Origin of the sequence: Xanthomonas sp. WHRI 10204, assembly GCF_040202875.1 — a bacterium.
Lineage (GTDB): Bacteria > Pseudomonadota > Gammaproteobacteria > Xanthomonadales > Xanthomonadaceae > Xanthomonas.
This window is the reverse complement of record NZ_JBEGDW010000003.1, coordinates 119,760-137,568: the sequence shown is the minus strand read 5'-3', so window position 1 is coordinate 137,568 and position 17,809 is coordinate 119,760. Positions and strand designations below refer to the sequence as shown.

At 65.2% G+C, this 17,809-nt stretch carries 17 protein-coding genes and 3 pseudogenes; 15 read left to right on the top strand and 5 right to left on the bottom strand.

Annotated elements, in window-relative coordinates; genetic code table 11:
• Positions 1-43 precede the first annotated feature (43 nt).
• The 12 genes and pseudogenes from mdcA (at position 44) to ABQZ00_RS17630 (ending at position 9,199) form a co-directional block, all read left to right on the top strand.
• A complete protein-coding gene (gene mdcA / locus ABQZ00_RS17680; protein WP_323538590.1) occupies positions 44-1,690 on the top strand; it encodes a malonate decarboxylase subunit alpha in 1,647 nt (548 codons plus the stop codon).
• Between the two features lie 9 nt (positions 1,691-1,699).
• Entirely contained in the window at positions 1,700-2,017 is a 318-nt protein-coding gene (gene mdcC / locus ABQZ00_RS17675; protein ID WP_323538591.1) for a malonate decarboxylase acyl carrier protein, read from the top strand.
• Positions 2,018-2,139: 122 nt separating this feature from the next.
• Positions 2,140-2,217 (top strand): annotated as a pseudogene (locus tag ABQZ00_RS17670) (malonate decarboxylase acyl carrier protein); the annotation flags it as partial.
• A gap of 122 nt (positions 2,218-2,339) precedes the next feature.
• Positions 2,340-2,417 (top strand): annotated as a pseudogene (locus tag ABQZ00_RS17665) (malonate decarboxylase acyl carrier protein); the annotation flags it as partial.
• 119 nt (positions 2,418-2,536) lie between these two features.
• Positions 2,537-2,614: pseudogene (locus ABQZ00_RS23875) on the top strand (malonate decarboxylase acyl carrier protein); the annotation flags it as partial.
• A 136-nt stretch (positions 2,615-2,750) separates the two neighbouring features.
• Complete coding sequence (locus ABQZ00_RS17660) at positions 2,751-3,653, top strand: biotin-independent malonate decarboxylase subunit beta (RefSeq protein WP_323538670.1); 903 nt, start codon at positions 2,751-2,753, stop codon at positions 3,651-3,653.
• Positions 3,644-4,348, top strand: a complete 705-nt coding sequence (gene mdcE / locus ABQZ00_RS17655; protein ID WP_323538592.1) for a biotin-independent malonate decarboxylase subunit gamma — start codon at positions 3,644-3,646, stop codon at positions 4,346-4,348. The genes ABQZ00_RS17660 and mdcE overlap by 10 nt, the downstream gene beginning before the upstream one ends.
• Positions 4,349-4,350: 2 nt before the next feature.
• On the top strand, positions 4,351-4,992 hold the full coding sequence (gene mdcG / locus ABQZ00_RS17650) for a malonate decarboxylase holo-[acyl-carrier-protein] synthase (RefSeq protein WP_323538593.1): 642 nt from the start codon (positions 4,351-4,353) through the stop codon (positions 4,990-4,992).
• Positions 4,989-5,858: a triphosphoribosyl-dephospho-CoA synthase MdcB gene (gene mdcB, locus ABQZ00_RS17645; RefSeq protein WP_323538594.1), complete on the top strand. Its 870-nt coding sequence runs from the start codon at positions 4,989-4,991 to the stop codon at positions 5,856-5,858. Before mdcG ends, mdcB begins: the two co-directional genes overlap by 4 nt.
• Positions 5,859-6,036: 178 nt before the next feature.
• The gene (mdcH, locus tag ABQZ00_RS17640; RefSeq protein ID WP_323538595.1) at positions 6,037-6,957 is read left to right on the top strand and encodes a malonate decarboxylase subunit epsilon; all 921 of its coding nucleotides are present in this window, start codon (positions 6,037-6,039) and stop codon (positions 6,955-6,957) included.
• A gap of 87 nt (positions 6,958-7,044) precedes the next feature.
• A complete protein-coding gene (locus tag ABQZ00_RS17635) occupies positions 7,045-8,400 on the top strand; it encodes an SLC13 family permease (RefSeq protein WP_104614424.1) in 1,356 nt (451 codons plus the stop codon).
• 79 nt (positions 8,401-8,479) lie between these two features.
• The gene (locus ABQZ00_RS17630) at positions 8,480-9,199 is read left to right on the top strand and encodes a GntR family transcriptional regulator (RefSeq protein WP_115561158.1); all 720 of its coding nucleotides are present in this window, start codon (positions 8,480-8,482) and stop codon (positions 9,197-9,199) included.
• Positions 9,200-9,414: 215 nt separating this feature from the next.
• Here ABQZ00_RS17630 and ABQZ00_RS17625 read toward each other — a convergent pair whose 3' ends face one another.
• The 5 genes from ABQZ00_RS17625 to ABQZ00_RS17605 all read right to left on the bottom strand — a co-directional run bounded on the left by ABQZ00_RS17625 (position 9,415) and on the right by ABQZ00_RS17605 (position 13,559).
• Positions 9,415-9,735 (bottom strand): hypothetical protein, encoded by a 321-nt coding sequence (locus ABQZ00_RS17625; protein WP_323538596.1) that lies wholly within the window; start codon positions 9,733-9,735, stop codon positions 9,415-9,417.
• A gap of 157 nt (positions 9,736-9,892) precedes the next feature.
• The gene (locus ABQZ00_RS17620; RefSeq protein WP_323538597.1) at positions 9,893-10,516 is read right to left on the bottom strand and encodes an HAD hydrolase-like protein; all 624 of its coding nucleotides are present in this window, start codon (positions 10,514-10,516) and stop codon (positions 9,893-9,895) included.
• 93 nt (positions 10,517-10,609) lie between these two features.
• The gene (locus tag ABQZ00_RS17615) at positions 10,610-11,029 is read right to left on the bottom strand and encodes an STAS domain-containing protein (RefSeq protein WP_055853034.1); all 420 of its coding nucleotides are present in this window, start codon (positions 11,027-11,029) and stop codon (positions 10,610-10,612) included.
• Positions 11,026-11,457, bottom strand: coding sequence for an ATP-binding protein (locus ABQZ00_RS17610; protein WP_115512684.1), 432 nt, complete (start codon positions 11,455-11,457; stop codon positions 11,026-11,028). The genes ABQZ00_RS17615 and ABQZ00_RS17610 overlap by 4 nt, the downstream gene beginning before the upstream one ends.
• Positions 11,454-13,559, bottom strand: coding sequence for a SpoIIE family protein phosphatase (locus tag ABQZ00_RS17605; protein WP_503064293.1), 2,106 nt, complete (start codon positions 13,557-13,559; stop codon positions 11,454-11,456). The genes ABQZ00_RS17610 and ABQZ00_RS17605 overlap by 4 nt, the downstream gene beginning before the upstream one ends.
• 142 nt (positions 13,560-13,701) lie before the next feature.
• On the opposite strand from ABQZ00_RS17605, the gene ABQZ00_RS17600 reads away from it, so the two are divergent.
• The 3 genes from ABQZ00_RS17600 to ABQZ00_RS17590 all read left to right on the top strand — a co-directional run bounded on the left by ABQZ00_RS17600 (position 13,702) and on the right by ABQZ00_RS17590 (position 17,009).
• Complete coding sequence (locus ABQZ00_RS17600; RefSeq protein ID WP_323538671.1) at positions 13,702-14,301, top strand: hypothetical protein; 600 nt, start codon at positions 13,702-13,704, stop codon at positions 14,299-14,301.
• On the top strand, positions 14,298-15,620 hold the full coding sequence (locus tag ABQZ00_RS17595; RefSeq protein WP_323521441.1) for an XVIPCD domain-containing protein: 1,323 nt from the start codon (positions 14,298-14,300) through the stop codon (positions 15,618-15,620). The genes ABQZ00_RS17600 and ABQZ00_RS17595 overlap by 4 nt, the downstream gene beginning before the upstream one ends.
• A gap of 387 nt (positions 15,621-16,007) precedes the next feature.
• Positions 16,008-17,009 carry an arabinogalactan endo-1,4-beta-galactosidase gene (locus ABQZ00_RS17590; protein ID WP_055853020.1) on the top strand — a complete coding sequence of 334 codons (1,002 nt, stop codon included), beginning with the start codon at positions 16,008-16,010 and terminating at the stop codon, positions 17,007-17,009.
• The last annotated feature ends 800 nt before the right edge of the window (positions 17,010-17,809 follow it).

Genomic DNA, 17,809 nt, shown 5'->3' with positions numbered 1-17,809 from the left:
TAATTACTTCGACATTACGGGCTCGACCCGGTGAGGCAATGCGATGAGTCGACAGTGGGACACCCAGGCCGAAGGCCGGCGCAGGCGCTTGCAGCGTGCCGCCGCGCTGGCGCCGCAGGGCCGCGTGGTGGCCGCCAACGATGTGGTGGCGCTGCTGGAGGCGGTGATCGAGCCCGGCGACCGCGTGTGCCTGGAGGGCAACAACCAGAAGCAGGCCGATTTCCTGGCGCGCTGCCTCACCGAGGTGGACCCCGCGCGGGTGCACGATCTGCACATGGTGCAGTCGGTGCTGTCGCTGGCCTCGCACCTGGATGTGTTCGAGCGCGGCATCGCCAAACGTCTGGATTTTTCGTTCTCCGGCCCGCAGGCCGCGCGTCTGGCTGGATTGGTGAGCGAAGGCCGCATCGAGATCGGCGCCATCCACACCTATCTGGAATTGTTCGGCCGCTATTTCATCGACCTCACCCCGCGCATTGCGTTGATCACCGCGCAGGCGGCTGACCGCCACGGCAATCTCTACACCGGCCCCAACACCGAAGATACGCCGGTGATTGTGGAGGCCACCGCGTTCAAGGGCGGCATCGTGATCGCGCAGGTCAATGAGATCCTCGACACCTTGCCGCGCGTGGATATTCCGGCCGATTGGGTCGACTTCGTGACCGAAGCACCCAAGCCCAACTACATCGAACCCTTATTTACCCGCGACCCGGCGTTGATCTCCGAGATCCAGGTGTTGATGGCGATGATGGCGATCAAGGGCATCTACGCCGAGTACGGTGTGGACCGACTCAATCACGGCATCGGCTTCGACACTGCGGCGATCGAATTGCTGCTGCCCACCTACGCCGAATCGCTGGGCTTGAAAGGCAAGATCTGCCGGCATTGGGCGCTGAATCCGCATCCGGCGCTGATCCCGGCGATTGAATCGGGCTTTGTGCAGTCGGTGCATTCGTTCGGCTCCGAGTTGGGCATGGAAAACTATATCGCCGCGCGCCCGGATGTGTTCTTTACCGGCGCCGACGGCAGCATGCGGTCCAACCGCGCGCTGTCGCAGACAGCCGGTTTATACGCCTGCGACATGTTTATCGGCTCTACCTTGCAGATCGATTTGCAGGGCAATAGCTCCACTGCCACGCGCGACCGCATCGCCGGGTTTGGTGGCGCGCCGAATATGGGCTCGGATGCGCGCGGCCGTCGCCATGCCAGCGCTGCCTGGCTCAAGGCCGGACGCGAAGCCGCACGACCGGGCGAGATGCCGCGCGGGCGCAAGCTGGTGGTGCAGATGGTGGAAACCTTCCGCGAGCACATGGCGCCGGCGTTCGTCGACAAGCTTGATGCCTGGGAACTGGCCGAGCGCGCCAACATGCCGCTGCCGCCGGTGATGATTTACGGCGATGACATCAGCCATGTGCTGACCGAAGAAGGCATTGCCAATCTGTTGTTGTGCCGCACGCCGGAAGAGCGCGAGCAGGCGATTCGTGGCGTGTCCGGTTACACCGCCGTGGGTCTCGGACGTGACAAACGCATGGTGGAAAACCTGCGCGATCGCGGTGTGATCAAACGGCCGGAAGATCTGGGCATCCGTCCGCGCGATGCCACGCGCGATCTGCTCGCCGCGCGCACGGTCAAGGACTTGGTGCGCTGGTCCGGTGGGTTGTACGACCCGCCGAAACGTTTCCGCAATTGGTAAGGGCTCAGCATGGAAACCCTGCGATATCGCTTTGACGGCCAGCACGGTGCGCGCACCGGTCTGGAGCATGCGCTGGTCGGCGTGGTCGCCTCCGGCAACCTGGAAGTGCTGGTCGAGCGCGTGCCGCTCGACGGCGCGATGGAAATCGAGATCCTCACGGCGGCCCAGGGCTTCGGCACGATCTGGCAGGCGGTGCTGGGCGACTTCGCCGCGCGCCACCCGCTGCGCGATGTGCGCATCAGCATCAACGATGTTGGTGCAACGCCGGCAGTGGTGAGTCTGCGTCTGGAGCAGGCAATCGATGTTCTGCAAGGAGATGCCGCATGAGCATCGTGCATCGCACAGACACAGACACCTCCGTAGGAGCGCACCCGGGCGCGACGGGCTTGCCCGGTAACGCCGCGGTCGCGCCCAGGTGCGCTCCTACAGCAAAAATCCGGAGGCGCGTAGACGTTGGCGCAACGCCGGCAGTGGTGAGTCTGCGACTGGAACAGGCAATCGATGTCCTGCAAGGAGATGCGGCATGAGCCTCGTGCATCGCACAGACACAGACACCTCCGTAGGAGCGCACCCGGGCGCGACGGGTGTTCCCGGTAACGCCGCGATCGCGCCCAGGTGCGCTCCTACAACACAAATCCAGAGGCGCGTAGATGTTGGCGCAACGCCGGCAGTGGTGCGTCTGCGTCTGGAACAGGCGATCGATGTTCTGCAAGGAGATGCGGCATGAGCTGCCATGTCAGAGACACAGACACCTCCGTAGGAGCGCACCCGGGCGCGACTGGCGTTCCCGATAGCGCCGCGGTCGCGCCCAGGTGCGCTCCTACAGCACACATTCGGAGGCGTGTAGATGTTGGCGCAACGCCGGCATTGGTGAGTCTGCGTCTGGAACAGGCGATCGATGTTCTGCAAGGAGATGCGGCATGAGCTGCCATATCAGAGACACAGGTACGTCCGTAGGAGCGCACCCGGGCGCGACGGGCTTGCCCGATAACGCCGCAGTCGCGCCCAGGTGCGCTCCTACAAATGCAATCCGGAGTCGCGTATGAGTACCACCATTCCCATGGCCGAGCGCAGCTACTACGAAGCCGATGCCCGCGAGCGTATCGACGGGCTGCTGGACGCCGGCAGCTTCCGCGAATTCGTCGGCCCGCGTCGCCGCCTGGTCAGCCCGCATCTGGCGCAGCTCGACGTGCCGGGCGCCTTCGACGACGGCATCGTGGTAGGCGAGGGCAGCTTGCGCGGCCGCAGCGTGTTGATCGCTGGCCAGCAGGGCGCCTTTATGGGCGGCGGCGTGGGTGAAGTGCACGGCGCCAAGCTCACCGGCTTGCTTGAGCGCGCGGCAGCCACACATCCGGCAGCAGTACTGTTGTTGCTCGACACCGGCGGCGTGCGCTTGCACGAAGCCAATGCCGGCCTGATCGCCATTTCCGAAGTCATGCGTGCCACGCTGGATACGCGCGCGGCCGGCGTGCCGGTGCTGGCGTTGATCGGTAGCGGCAATGGCGCATTCGGTGGCATGGGCATCGTGGCGCGCTGCTGCAGCGCGGTGATCATGTCCGAAGAAGGCCGCTTGTCGCTGTCCGGCCCGGACGTGATCGAAACCGTGCGCGGGGTGGAAGAGTTCGACGCTCGCGACCGCGCTCTGGTCTGGCGCGTAACCGGTGGCAAACACCGCTACCTGCTGGGCGACGCGCAGACCTTGGTGGCCGACCGCATCGTGGCGTTTGCCGATGCAGCGGCCAGCACGCTGGACGCACTCGTCGAACCCGAAGGCGATGCTGCCTTGCAGGCCTTGGAGCGCGCGCATCATCAACTGTCTGCGCGCATCGATGCTTATGGCGATTGCCGCGACGGCCTGGACATCTGGGCGCGTCAAGGCATCGCCGATCCGCAGCGGCTGCCGCTGCTGGACACCGACGCCTTCCTCGCGACCACTGCAGATCGGAGCACGCCATGGAACTGAGCCAACTGCTCGACCAGCTGTTTCCGCTTGGTCACGCCATCGCGCGCAATGAGGATGTGCTCACCGGCAGCGCGACCACCGCAGTGGGCGAGGTCACGGTGATCGGCACCGCCAACAAGCTGGAAGTGGGCGTGGACCACGCGTTGGCCCTGGCCGCCACCGTACTGGCCAGCACCCGCGCGCATCCGCAGCGGCCGATCGTGATGCTGGCGGACACCGCCGGGCAACGCCTGGCACGTCGCGATGAATTGCTCGGCATCAATGGCTACTTCGCGCATCTGGCGCGTGCGCTGGATCTGGCGCGCAGGCGCGGCGCGCGGCTGGTCACGCTGGTGTATGGCGAAGCGGTGAGCGGCGGATTTCTGTCGTTTGGTTTGATGGCCGACCGCATCCATGCATTGCCGGATGCGCAGGTGCGCGTGATGGATCTGCGTGCCATGGCCCGTGTCACCAAGCAATCGGTGGACACCTTGCAGGCGCTCAGCAAAAGTTCGCCAGTGTTCGCGCCGGGCGTGGAGAACTATGTACGCATGGGCGCGGTGCAATCGCTGTGGGACGGCGATCTGGCGCAGGCGCTACTCGATGCATTGGCTGCTCCCATCGATGGCGATCAGCGTCGCGCACTCGGCGCGCAACGTGGCGGCCGCACGCTGGCGCGCGAGGTTGCCGCCGCCGTGGCAGCGGGCGAGGCCTGAGAATGGCCGGCCGCCACGCCCTGGCGTGGTTACGCGACGATGCGCGCTGGCAGGCGCACACGCCAGGTGCCCACTCGCGTTTGCAACAGTGGTTTGCCGCCGGCTTGCCGGCAGTGGTGGCGCGTGGCGACGGCAGCGAGGCGCCGGGCAGTTTGCGCCTGGGCGTGCCGTTGCCGCCCGGCGAAGGCAAGCAGCGCCTGGCATTGCGTGCCCATGTCGTGGAAATTGCACGCTGCAGTGAGCCCCTGTCGTTGGACGCGGTCATCGCGCACGCGCCCGGCGCGCTGCAGCCCGCGTTGCAGGGGTTGCACGCATACGCGCAGGCTGATGCACTGCATCCACGCGTCTTCGGCAGCTTCGCGTGGCAAGCGTTGACGGGCTTGACGTATGTGCACGCGCAATCGGATCTGGATCTGCTGTGGTCCATCGAGACGCCCGAGCAGGCACAAACAGTGGTTGCCTTGTTGCAGCGCTGGGAACAACGCCATGGCCTGCGTGCCGATGGCGAGTTGCTGCTGCCCAACGACATCGCGGTGAACTGGCGCGAGTACGCCAGTGACGCGCAGCAGGTGCTGGTGAAATCCGGCAAGGGCTGCTGCTTGTTGCCACGCGCTGCGTTGTTTCAGTTAAGGAGCGCGGCATGAGCGCGCAGGTCCAACACCTGCAGCATGTGGATGTGCGTGCAGTGCCGCGCGACGTTGCGCACCGGCTCGGCCGGCTCGCCGTTGGCGCGCTCCATGCGGAGCTGGCGTGCGCGCCCAAGCCCGGGCTGGTGACGCCGTTCGACAGCGGTAGCCACAGCGACATGGATGCCTCCACGTTCTTGCGCAGTCTGTTCGCATTGCGCGGCTATTTTATCGCCATCGCACAGGCCGGTAGCGACAACGCACCCTTTGCACGGCTGCGCGATCTGGGCATCGCGGCCGAGGCGGCCATGCTGTGCGCCACCGGCGGCATCAATACCCACCGTGGTGCGATCTTCAGCCTTGGCCTGCTCACCGCACAGGCTGCGCGCCTGCGCGCCGCGCATGGTCAGCGGCCATCTGCCGATGCGGTCTGCAACGGGGTACAGGTGTGGGGCGCGGCGTTGTGCGCTGCGCCGCTGGACCCACGCAGCAATGGCCAGCGCATGCGCGCGCAGTACAAGGTGGCTGGCGTTCGCGAGCAGGCCGCAGCCGGCTACCCGCTACTGCGCGAGATCGCGCTGCCGAGCCTGCGCGCCGCGTTGGGCACTGGCACCACGCAGGACGCTGCACTTGCGCAGACCTTGATGCAACTGGTCGCGCATATCGACGATCTCAATCTGCTGCATCGTGGCGGCGCAGACGGTCTGGCCTATGCCAAAGCGCAGGCGCGGCGTTTTCTCGATGACGGCGGTATTGCACAACCCCACTGGCGCGATCGGCTATCGTCGATCGGCAAACAATTCGTGGCGCGTCGGCTCAGCCCCGGTGGTAGCGCGGACCTGCTGGCCTGCGCGTGGTTCCTGCATCGCCAGGAGACGTTGTGAGCAGGTGCGCACCCAGTGCCACTGCGGCTGCAGAAGCAGGTTGCGCGCACACGCAACGCATCTGTGCCTCACTTCGCACAGCAGCGGTATTGAATGCTGCACCAGCAAACGTTGCCCATAGCGCGCAGACGTACAGTCCCCGCAGCAGTCGCGCCAACGCATGCACGCGGCCAACGCCATGACCCTGACCATCCTCTGCCCAGGCCAAGGCGGCCAGCACGCCGACATGTTCGTCCGCATTGCCGATGCGCCCGCTGTGGCAGCGGTGCTCGCGGCAGCCGGCCAGGTGCTTGGCGCCGCTCCGCAAACCCTCGCCGCAGATGCTGGCCGCTACGCCAATGCTGTTGCCCAGCCGCTGGTCTGCGCAGGCACCTTGGCGCAATGGCAGGTGCTGCGCGAGCATCTGCCGACGCCGCTGCTGGTGCTGGGGTATAGCGTCGGCGAGCTGGCCGCGCACGCTGTTGCCGGCAGCATCGATATCCAGACCTGCCTGCAACTTGCGGCGACCCGTGCACGCGCGATGGATGCGGCCAGCCCCGAGGATGCCGGGTTGATGGCGGTGATCGGTCTGCCGCTGCCCACGCTGGAATCGCTCTGCAACACGCATGGTGCAGCAGTGGCCATCATCAACGGCGACGACCATGCCGTGCTCGGCGGACCACGCACGGCATTGGCGCGGCTTGGCGATGACGCGCAATCGCGCGGCGCACGCGTCACCGTGCTGCCGGTCACTGTGCCTGCGCATACGCCGTGGCTGCGCGCGGCCGCCGATGCCTTCGCCGCCGCATTGAACAAGGAGGCCATTCGCGCCCCCACGCTGCGCGTGCTTGCCGGCATCGACGCACGTGCCGTCGCCACGCCGACGCAGGTGATCGACAGCCTGGCTGCACAGATCGCGCAGACCGTGCGCTGGCACGACGTGCTGGTGCAGGCCGCCGAACGCGGTGCGCGTGTATTTCTCGAACTCGGCCCCGGCAGCGCATTGGCGCGCATGGCGCGCGAGATCGTACCGGGCTGCGAAGCGCGGTCGGTCGACGATTTCCACAGCACCCAAGGGGTGGTGGAGTGGGTCAACGCCGCATGCGAACGCGCGGCATGACCATCAGGCAGGTGTCGTACACGGCGTGACCCTTGGATGGCGGGTGGCCATCCGTGCTGTACGCGTATCAGGTGTCTGGGAGGGCGCATGACCCCGCAAATTGCAACGATTCTTGGCTTGGTGATCATGTTCATCGTCGCCACCGCATTGCCCATCAACATGGGCGCGGTGGCTTTCGCGCTGGCATTCATCGTCGGTGGCGTGTGGGTGGGGCTGGACGGCAAGGAGGTGCTGGCCGGCTTTCCGGGCGACCTGTTCCTGACCCTGGTCGGCATCACCTATCTGTTCGCCATCGCGCAGAAAAACGGCACCATCGATCTGCTGGTGCATTGGGCAGTACGAGCGGTACGCGGGCACATCGTGGCCATCCCGTGGGTGATGTTCGTCATCACCGGCCTGCTCACCGCCTTCGGTGCGCTGGGGCCGGCGGCGGTGGCCATCATCGGGCCGGTGGCGTTGCGCTTTGCCAAGCAATACCGCATCAACCCGCTGATGATGGGCTTGCTGGTCATCCATGGTGCGCAGGGCGGCGGGTTTTCGCCAATCAGCGTGTATGGGGGCATCACCAACAAGGTGGTGGAAAAGGCCGGGCTGGATGTCACCGAGATGGCGGTGTTTCTCACCAGCCTGGGCTTCAACCTGATGATGGCGATCATCTGCTTCTGCGCCTTCGGCGGGCTCAAGCTGATGCGTCGGCAGGAGGTATCGCTGGCCGATGCGCAGTACGTGCCGGTCAGCGGCGATCAAGCATCGCAGCGACGCTTCTCCATCGAAGGCCATGGCGCACTGGTGGCGGCTGGCGGCGGCACCTTGTCCACCGACCCGCTGGCGCTGGAGGCCGTGTCGATCACCCGCGATCGCGTGATCACGCTTGTCGGCCTGTTGGGGCTGGGCGTTGCGGCGCTGGTCTACAACCTCAACGTCGGCCTGGTCTCGATCACCGTCGCCGTGGCGCTGGCGTTGATTTCGCCCAATGCACAAAAAGGCGCGGTGGATGGCATCAGCTGGTCCACGGTGCTGCTGATCAGCGGTGTGGTCACTTATGTCGCGGTGCTGGAAAAGGCCGGCGCGGTGGACTACATCGGCACCGGCGTGTCGCATATCGGCATGCCGTTACTGGGCGCGTTGCTGGTGTGCTACGTGGGCGGCATCGTGTCTGCGTTCGCATCGTCTGCAGCCGTGCTGGGCGCCACCATTCCGCTGGCGGTGCCGTTCCTGATGCAGGGCCAGCTGGGTGCGGCCGGGGTGATTTGCGCGTTGGCGGTGTCGTCCACCATCGTGGATGTCAGCCCGTTTTCCACCAACGGCGCGCTGGTGGTGGCTTCGGCGGCCAAGGAAGAACGCGATGGGCTGTTCCGCCGTTTTCTGGTCTACAGTGGGCTGGTGGTGCTGTTGGGGCCGCTGGCGGCATGGCTGCTGTTCGTGGTGCCGGGTTGGCTGTGACGATGGCGCTGGTGGGCAGGGTCGGCGGGCGCGCCCGTAGAATGGGCGCCCCCGATCCACTGCCGACGACCTGCCCACCATGACCCTCGCCCCTGATTCGCGCAGTGCCAAGAAGCGCGTACCGCTGTACGAGGAAGTGGCCGAGCGCCTGCGGCAGAAAATCTACGACTACGCGCTGCCGCCGGGCGAATGGATCGACGAGCCTGCGTTGGCCGAAGAACTCGGTATCAGCCGCACACCGCTGCGCGAAAGTCTCAAGCTGCTCGCGGCCGAAGGCCTGGTGCAACTGGACGCAGGTCGCGGCAGCCGGGTCACGCGGCTGACGCTGGAAGATCTCAACCAGCTGTTTCCGGTGATGGCGATGCTGGAAGGCCGCTGCGCCCATGACGCGGTCAAGCGTCTGGATGCGGCCGGCGTGCAGCGGCTGGAAGAGCTGCATGCGGCGATGGAAGCGTCTGCCGCCTCCGGCGATCTGGCCGAGTATTACCGCAACAATTACCTGATCCACGAGACGGTGCAGCATTACGCCGGTAATCCGTGGTTGATCCGGGTGACCCACGATCTGCATCGCATCTTGAAGATGCACCGCGGCCGGCAGTTGTTGACGCCGGGGCGCATGGCGCAGTCGCTGGCCGAGCACCGGCAGTTGATGGACTGCGTGCGGCGCGGCGATGCAGAAGGTGCGGAGCGGACCATGCAAGGGCATCTGTTGAGCCAGGGCCAGGCGCTGGCGGCCTACGTGGCGGCGGGCGGGATGCTGAATGTGCCGGCACCGTTGCCGAGCTCCGGTGGGGTATAGGCGTTCGCGCGTGTTTTCCGGATGTCATGCGGTGCACATTGCAGTGTTCAATGTTTCCTCCGTGCCACGCGCAGTACGGCTAAAAGCTCGCTGCATGCTCATCCTTCTCCCTCCGGGAGAAGGTGCCCGAAGGGCGGATGAGGGTACGGTTGCCGGTGATCTCCAACAGGTGCACCTGTAGACCATGCACGAATTTGAAGCACAGCTTTCAAGCGTCAGCGCTCAAGCCACAGCCAAGCCAAAAGCTTCCACGCCCTTCGGGCGCGGGTGACTTTTGTCTTGGCAAAAGTCACCAAAACCGCTGTCGCCTGACGCAATCCGGCGCGATACGGCTGCGCCGGTCCCCTGCGCTCCTCGTCATGCGCGGCACGGCGCCCAAACTCGCTTTGCTCAAACAAGGGCGCCTCTTCGGCCACACATGATTGCGGTGCTCGGCTTGCTTTAAGGCGACTTGGGTGAAGCGACAGCAAGAACAACAGCAAGAACAACAGCAAGAACAACAGCAAGAACAACAGCAAGAACAACAGCAAGAACAACAGCGCCTGCTCACCACGGCAAACACCAACATCAGCGAGCGCCCAGAGCTGGGCCGGGGAAGGAGGTGCCAGTGTGCCGATCGCCGCTCAGCGCAAGCAGGTGTTACGTCTCCCTCTGTGGGAGAAGGTTCACGAAGGCTGCTGCGCTTCGCCGTCGCTAACGCATCCCCAACGCCAGCAAATCGTCCACTTGTTCGATCAGCGAGGTTCCGGCCAGCCCGGCAAAGACGTCCGGGTGGGCGTAGCCCCAGGCGACGGCGGCAAACGGCAGGCCGAGGACTTGCGCCGCTTCCCAGTCGGCGACCTGGTCGCCCACGTAGACCGCCTGCGCTGGCGTGTGTGCGGTTGCGCGCAAGACGCGGCGTAGGGCGCGTTGCTTGCCCAGCAGATGCGCGCCGCCTTCGATGACGGCAAATTTCGCGCTCAGTTCTTCGCCCAGGGCGCGTTGCACGTTGTCCACCGCGTTGGACGACACCACCGCCAGGCGCGTGCCACCGGCGTGCAGTGCGCTCACGGTTTGCGCAATGCCGGGAAATAACGCAGCCGGTGGCGCGCCGCGCATCAGCCGGATGAAGTCGGCCGCCACCAGCGGCACCCGCCAGGCAGGCAATCCCGATTGTTTGAGCAGTTCGCGCGTGGTCAGCCGGCGCGCGGCGTCCACCTCATGCGCTTCTGCCGCGCGGAAGCCATGTCGCGCAGCCAATGCGCGCTGTGTGCTCAGGAAGAAGCCGAACGAATCGGCCAGGGTGCCGTCGAAATCGAAAATGATCAGTGCAGGCATTGCGACGCTGCGAATGGGGCGTCATAGCCTAACCAAGCCCGCGCACATGCCACACGCGCACACGTCCCCACGTGTGCGCGCAGGCGATGCGGCTTACGCTTCGGCGAAATGCGACACGATGGGTGCATCGCTCTGCGCGCTTTGTTCGATGACCTTGCGCTGCATTGCGGCCAGGTAGGCGTCCAGTTCTTCGGTGGACGCGAACACATCGCTCAGCGGCACTGCCTTGACCATGTCGAAGACCTTGCGGATCTGCGGCTGCGGGTTGGTCACCAGCACCTTGCCGTGGTGCGCGGCCAGCGCCTTACGCGCCTTGAAGATGCAGCGGATGCCGGCGCTGGAAATGTATTCCAGTGCGGACAGGTCCAGCACCAGCGTGGTGATGCGGGTGCCCAGCAACGGCGACAGCGCCGCGTCCAGGTCCTGATAGGTATGAGTGTCCAGCCGCCCGGTCAGGATGACGCGTTGGCGGGTGTCTTGCGGCGGGTCGATCTGGATGGCGAGCGTGGTCATGACAAAGCCTCGGGGACAGGGGCGTACGGGTGGAGCAGGGTGACGCGCACGATGTTGTATGCACCATCGCGGCGGTAGTCGATGTGATCGGCGAACTGATGCACCAGAAACAAGCCTAAACCGCCGATCTGGCGATCGTCGAGCTCGCTTGTCACATCGGGCATTGGCGCAGCGCACGGGTCGAACGCGGTGCCGGGGTCGTGCATTTCCAGCACCAGGGCCTGTTGGTCCAGTTGCAGCTGCAGCCGTAGCGGCTGTTCGGTGCACTGCCCGTGGGTGAGCGCATTGCAGCCCAGCTCTTCCACGATCAGCCGGATCTGGCCGATGCGCTCGGCGTGCAGGCCTTCACGGGTGAGCGAGTCTTCCAGCGCGTCGTTGGCGCCGGCCAGCTGGGCCAGCGACGGTGCAATGGCCAGATCGAACTTCATGGGCTGGTTGCCTCCCCGGGGACGCCCCGGCCGGTCTCTGCGACCCGTCCAGCATGCTCCTGGCGCAGCCGGATCGCCAGCAGGGTGATGTCGTCGTACGGATCGGCGTTGCCGGTGAAGCGGGCGATATTGGCGATCACCGCCTTGCACTGCGCCGCCGCACTGCGGCGCGGGTGCAGCGTGGCCAGCAGCCGCTCCAGCCCATAGCTGGCACCGTGCTCGTCCATCGCCTCGATCACCCCGTCGGTATACCCCAACAAGGTCTGCCCCGCGGTCATACGGCCCTGCAGTACCGGAAACGAGGTCTGCGGTTCGATCCCCAGCGGCGGGCCGGTTTCCAGCGGCAACGCATGCGTCTTGCCATCGATGTCGATCAACAGCGGCGGCTCGTGCCCGGCGCTGGCCAGCCAGTAATCGCCGCTCACCACATTGATCAAGCCGCACAGCACGGTGGCGAACATACAGGTGTCGTTGTTCTCGGCCAGCCGCGTGGAGGCGGCAATCAGGATGCCGTCCGGGCGCGTGTACCGGCGAGCGGCGATTTCCAGCACGCTCACCGCGCGCGCCATGAACAACGCTGCCGGCACGCCCTTGTCCGATACATCGCCGACCACAAACCACAGCAGCCCCGGTTCGGTTTCGACGAAGTGGTAGAAGTCGCCGCCCACCGCCTTGGCCGGCTCCAGCCAGGCGCAGGCTTCCAGGTGCGAATTTGCACGGTCGAAGGTGCGTCCGGACGGCAGCATCGCCTGCTGGATCTCGCGCGCAATCTGCAGCTCGCTCTGCATGCGTTCGCGCGCGGCGGTCATCTCGCCGATCTCGGCGATATGGTGACGGATCGCATCGCGTGCGCTGTCGAACGCGCGCGCCATCACTCCCACCTCGTCATCGCGCTCGATATGCCGCAATGGATACTCGAATTCGCCACGTCGGAAATGCTCGGCGGTGTCGGTCAACTCCTCGATCGGCCGCGTCAACTTGCGCGTGATCCGCCCCATCAACCACCACCACACGCCCGCACCCAGCAACGCGGCCGCTGCCACCCACGCCGCCAGCCAGTTCAGGCCAGCCAACACGTAGTCTTCCGAGGCGGACAGCACGAATGTCCAGCCGCTGTGCCCAACTGCCGCACTATGGGTCAGGAAGCGTTCGCCATCCGGCGCCGTGTGCGAAAACGAGATCGGCTGGCCGGCCGCAAGTGCCCGCTGCAATGGCCGCAGATCCGGCCGCGAACGCGCCACATAAGCGTCCAGCGTGTGATGCAGATTGAGCGCCGGGTCGGGGCTGAATACCAGCATGCCTTCGGGCGACAACAGCATCGGCTGGATACCGATATCGCGTGGCAATTGGTCGATGATCTCGCGCAGATGCTGCAACGGCAGGTCCACGCTCACCATGCCCACGGGCGCCGCATCGGATGCATCGCCCGGGCGCCGCAGCGGCAGGTTGTAGCTGGTGTACAGCGCACTGCCGCCATTGCTGTTGAGGTACGGCTCGGACCACCACGCACGGCCTTCGCGCTGCGTGCGCAGGTACCACGGCATCGCGCGATAGTCGTAGCCCAGCTCGGTCACCGATTTTTCAACGGTGCGCGTGCCATCGCGATGCACGTACCAGACAAAGCCGGTATCGCGCGCTTTTTGCGTTCGCGGCTCGATGATCAGCCGCGCTGCGCCGATATCCGGGTCGCCACTGAGCGTGGCCAGCAACAACGCGCGCAGGTTGAACGGCTGCAACCCCACCGCGCCGCTGCTGGCCGCCAACGTGCGCCCGCTCACCTGCACCGAATCCAGCATCGCCGCCAGGCTGCGCGCGGTCTGCTCGGTCAACCCGTCCACCTCGTTGCGCGCGGCCTCCACCAGCTCGGCGCGTGCGCCCAGGTAGAACAGCGTGCCCAGCACCGCCAGCAACGCCACCAGCACGCCGGTGGCCGCCAGCATCACCCGCATCCGCAAGCTATTGCGCCACTGCACGCGCGGTGCGACCGGTGCGGACGGCGTGGGCGCTGGTGGGCGGGTAACGATGGCGCGCACTCCCTGGCGATGGCTGTGCTCGATCATGGCAGCTTTGCGCCCACCCACAATCTCCGGCAGCGGCCTCATCCTCACGCCGCCGCGATTGCCCCCCGAGCGCAGGCGGACTAGATTGGCTGCCCAACTGCCACGGAGGCCGGCCTTGCGCCAGATTCTGACCCCAAGCCTGCTGGCCCTATTGCTTACGGCCTGTAGCGCCCCGGAGACCAGCATGACCCAGACCCAATCCCCAGCTACCGAGGCCGCTGCAGAAGCCAACGTCGAGGCGGGCGGCCGCGGCCTTGCCAAGCTGAATCCCAGTCCACGCAAGGCGTTCGAGGTGACGCTGATCCTGAAGAACGCGCCTGGCGCGTTCGGCCTGGTGCAGGGCGCGGCGCAGTACGACGTCAGCAACGAAGCCGAGTGCGGCAAGATCCAGCCGGAGACCGGCACCGCCGGCCGCATCACCAGCCAGGAAGACTTCGCGCTGAAGAAGGTGTCCGATACCGAATATCGCGGCACCGTCTATCTAGACCTGATGCAGGACGAAGACTATTACGGTCGCGGCGTCTGCCATTGGGAATTCAGTGGCGCCAGCGTGATGCTGAAGGCGACTGGTGCGGAAGAAGACACCCGTTTTCTTTTTTCTGTCGAAGGCAAGACCGTGACTGCACAGCAGTCGCAGACAAAGTATTACTGGAGAGAGGGCTATCCACGCTCGGGAATGGACGACTTCCCCGATGTAGGTGAATTGACTCCTGAGAAGTTCAAGCCCGACATCCGCGACAATCTCTTTACCATCACGCTGGCTGCCAAGGAAGTTGCGCCATGAGCATCCCGTCACCGCAATATGCAGGCTTGTCTGACGATGTCTACAAGGATCGCGCAGTCGGTCGGCGCGCGCCGGGTCAGGAAGAAATCGTCGTGGTCGAGGGTCAGCGTTACGCGGTTCTCGAACACGTCAACAACAAGTCCACTGGCTACCAAGGCACGATTTACCGCCGCGAAGGCAGTGGCGAAATCGTGGTCGCGCATCGCGGCACCGAAGGTGTGGCCAATGACATTCTCACCGACGCCACCATGGTCACGTCGCGAACCAATCCGCAGGCGGCTGATGCGCTAGCGTTGACCAAACATGCGCTTGATTATGCGGAGGTCGCTGGCCAGCGAAGCGGCCATGCACCGGAAGTCACCGTCACCGGTCACTCCCTCGGCGGCGCACTCGCACAGATCTCCGCACACCATTACGACCTCAAGGGCGAAACCTTCAATTCGTATGGTGCAGCCAGCCTGAGCTATCGCATCCCGGAAGGCGGCAACAGCGTGATCAATCACGTCATGGCCTCCGACCCGGTTAGTGCGGCATCACCGCATTTTGGTCAGGTGCGCATTTATGCCAAGCCCACTGAAATGCTCGCCTTGAGCGCTAGCGGTTATAGCAATAGTAAGGCCAACTTCCTGATTCCCGACGATCCGCTGATGGCAGCTACGGCATCGTTGGGTGCGCACAAATTGGGCAATTTTTTAGGGGAGCATTCCGCGCTCACCGATCCAAACGCACGTCCGCTCGCCGAAAAGAACGCGCGGATGATTGAGGAATACCGCAGCGACGTGAACGGGTTGCGTACCGGTACTACCATCCTGACGCGCGGTGCACCAGGCCTTGGGCAGGATGTGGTCGACGCCGTTCGTGGCCCCCTCGCTCCAGGCGAGCCGGCCAAGCGCGATGCGCGTGAGCATGGCAACGACCACACCTCGTTGCGCATCGATCAACCTGGGCACGTGGGTAACCCCTTGTTCCAGGACGCCCAACGCGGCGTACATGCGCAAGACGTGCGTGCTGGCCGTACGCCGGATCAGCACAGCGCGCAACTGTCTGGCGCGCTCGCCTCGGAGATGCATGCCGCCGGCGGCCAGCGTATCGATTCGGTGGCGATGAGTCCCGATGCCGCCCGGACCTTCGCCGTGCAGGGGCGCGCCGATGATCCGGCGCAGTTGCGCGTCAGCGTCGAAACCATGACCGCGATCAACACACCGTTGGAGCAGAGCAGCCAGCGGGTGGCCGAAAATTCGGCGCGCCAGGCGGTGGCGCTGGAACAACAACAAACGCAGACCCAGCAACAGCAGCAGGGCGCACGCGCGATGGGCTGAGCACCCCGCGCGGTTGCAGGTGGCAGCCCGCCCTGCGCGCATCGCGTACATCCAGTACTTCCACAGACACGCCGGCTTGCCGGCGTTTTTGTTGCCTGTTTGCGCGCAGATGCAGCTGTTTCTTGCTGCAGCCGCACAACAGACACGCCGGTAACCAACGCGCATGTACGCCATTACCGTATTTTTTTGCATAGAGATATTCCGACATCACCGCTGAGCTATAGCGACCTCGAGCGATCGAAACATCCATGTTTGAATCGCCAGCGTTTCGCAGTGCAGCTGGCCGTGACCTGTACGACCCGTCACGCCACGCCACGCGGATCGAAAGCAGGGGGATCAGGCAGGGCGCCATCTGGCGCGACATCTATCGATCAAGGGAGAGGGTTCATGAGTGTGGTGAGTACGTGTTACAGCCGCCTACTGTTGGTGCTGCTGCTGTCGTTGGTCAGCCTGAGCGCAGGCGCACAGGGCATCGCCAAAGGCGCCGATGTCAGCTGGCTCAATCAACAGGCAGCCAATAATCCGCCGCAGGTGTTTCGCGACGCCTCCAACAAGACCACCGACTTCCTCAAGCTGTTCAAGGATGTCGGCGGCAACGCCGTTCGCCTGCGCGTGTGGGTCAACCCGTCCGGCGGCTGGAACGATGGCCGCGACACGCTCGACAAGGCCAAGCGCGCCACCGCGCAGGGCATGCGCATCATGATCGACTTCCATTACAGCGACAGCTGGGCCGACCCTGGCAAGCAGAACAAACCGGCTGCCTGGGCAGGGCATTCCGTGGCCCAGCTCAATACCGACGTCTACAACCACACCCAGGGCATCCTCAAATATCTCAAGGACAACGGCATCACCGTCACCTGGGTGCAGGTGGGCAACGAGATCAACAGCGGCATGCTGTGGGACCAGGGCAAGACACCCAACTTCGCCAACCTGGGCCAGTTCATCAACAGCGGCTACAACGCGACCAAGGCGGTGTATCCCAATGCCAAGGTCATCGTGCATCTGGCCAACGGCTACGACAACGCCAACTTCCGCTGGTTCTTCGACAACCTGCGCTCGGCCGGCGGCAAATGGGACGTCATCGGCATGTCGCACTATCCGCCGGTGGGCAGCTGGCAGGACTACAACACCCGGCTGGACACCAACATGCGCGACATGATCAAACGCTACGGCACCGACGTGGTGGTGGCCGAGGTCGGCATGGACTGGCAGCAGGCCGCCACCACCCGCGCCATGCTCACCAACCTGCTCAGCCGCAGCAACGCCATCGGCTCACGCGTGCTCGGCGTCTTCTACTGGGAACCCAACGCCTACCCGGGCTGGCAGGGTTACACCATGGGCGCAGTCAACAACAACGGCCAACTGACCGAAGCGCTGCAGGCGTTCTGACCGGCATCCCAGCGAACACGGCGGGGCCCTCCGTCCCCGCCAAACTTCGCCCACCGTGTAGGGGCGCACCCGGGCCGACTGTGGCGTTACCGGTAAAGCCCCATCGCGCCCAGGTGCGCTCCTACGGGATGGTCGGGCCTGCACGCGTGTCGAGCTGCGCAGCGCAAACGCTGCATCGACGCTACCTGCCCACCGACGCCGATGGCCCGACGTCCTACCGAAGGCAGCCTGCCGCACCAGCAGACTGCGGCCATCCCGCACACCCGTAGGAGCGCACCCGGGCGCGACTGTGGCGTTACCGGTAAGGCCCGATCGCGCCCAGGTGCGCTCCTACGGGATGATCGGGCCTGCACGCGTGTCGAGCTGCGCAGCGCAAACGCTGCACCGACGCTACCTGCCCGCCAACACCGATGGCCCGACGTCCTACCGACACCAGCCTGCCGCACCAGCGGGCTGCGGCCATCCCGCACACCCGTAGGAGCGCACCCGGGCGCGACGGGCGTCACCGGTAAAGCCCATCGCGCCCAAGTGCGCTCCTACAAACACGTGCACCTGTGTGGGTGCATTCCGCCTGGTCCCGAGCGGCAACAGCCGCGTGCGCATCACCGCCCATACTCCTCATCCTTTGGTCGTACACCGGCAGCGCCCGTGTGCACAGCACCCGCCATCACCCCACGCACGCACACACCATCCCATTCCATACGCACCCGTAGCGAGGAATGCCAACAGGTGCGTGCGGTACACTTGGGGGTTCACGAATTCACGATGTCGACACACCCGCGGGGTGTGTCCCCCCGGGA

What these genes read in the sequence shown, in the direction of transcription:
- mdcA (WP_323538590.1), top strand. Translation starts at nt 44, where the DNA reads ATGAGTCGACAGTGGGACACCCAGGCCGAAGGCCGGCGCAGGCGCTTG.
- ABQZ00_RS17595 (WP_323521441.1), top strand. Translation starts at nt 14,298, where the DNA reads ATGAGCATCCCGTCACCGCAATATGCAGGCTTGTCTGACGATGTCTAC.
- mdcC (WP_323538591.1), top strand. Translation starts at nt 1,700, where the DNA reads ATGGAAACCCTGCGATATCGCTTTGACGGCCAGCACGGTGCGCGCACC.
- ABQZ00_RS17630 (WP_115561158.1), top strand. Translation starts at nt 8,480, where the DNA reads ATGACCCTCGCCCCTGATTCGCGCAGTGCCAAGAAGCGCGTACCGCTG.
- ABQZ00_RS17635 (WP_104614424.1), top strand. Translation starts at nt 7,045, where the DNA reads ATGACCCCGCAAATTGCAACGATTCTTGGCTTGGTGATCATGTTCATC.
- mdcE (WP_323538592.1), top strand. Translation starts at nt 3,644, where the DNA reads ATGGAACTGAGCCAACTGCTCGACCAGCTGTTTCCGCTTGGTCACGCC.
- mdcH (WP_323538595.1), top strand. Translation starts at nt 6,037, where the DNA reads ATGACCCTGACCATCCTCTGCCCAGGCCAAGGCGGCCAGCACGCCGAC.
- ABQZ00_RS17660 (WP_323538670.1), top strand. Translation starts at nt 2,751, where the DNA reads ATGGCCGAGCGCAGCTACTACGAAGCCGATGCCCGCGAGCGTATCGAC.
- ABQZ00_RS17615 (WP_055853034.1), bottom strand. Translation starts at nt 11,029, where the DNA reads ATGACCACGCTCGCCATCCAGATCGACCCGCCGCAAGACACCCGCCAA.
- ABQZ00_RS17610 (WP_115512684.1), bottom strand. Translation starts at nt 11,457, where the DNA reads ATGAAGTTCGATCTGGCCATTGCACCGTCGCTGGCCCAGCTGGCCGGC.
- ABQZ00_RS17605 (WP_503064293.1), bottom strand. Translation starts at nt 13,559, where the DNA reads ATGAGGCCGCTGCCGGAGATTGTGGGTGGGCGCAAAGCTGCCATGATC.
- ABQZ00_RS17620 (WP_323538597.1), bottom strand. Translation starts at nt 10,516, where the DNA reads ATGCCTGCACTGATCATTTTCGATTTCGACGGCACCCTGGCCGATTCG.
- mdcB (WP_323538594.1), top strand. Translation starts at nt 4,989, where the DNA reads ATGAGCGCGCAGGTCCAACACCTGCAGCATGTGGATGTGCGTGCAGTG.
- ABQZ00_RS17590 (WP_055853020.1), top strand. Translation starts at nt 16,008, where the DNA reads ATGAGTGTGGTGAGTACGTGTTACAGCCGCCTACTGTTGGTGCTGCTG.
- ABQZ00_RS17600 (WP_323538671.1), top strand. Translation starts at nt 13,702, where the DNA reads ATGACCCAGACCCAATCCCCAGCTACCGAGGCCGCTGCAGAAGCCAAC.
- mdcG (WP_323538593.1), top strand. Translation starts at nt 4,351, where the DNA reads ATGGCCGGCCGCCACGCCCTGGCGTGGTTACGCGACGATGCGCGCTGG.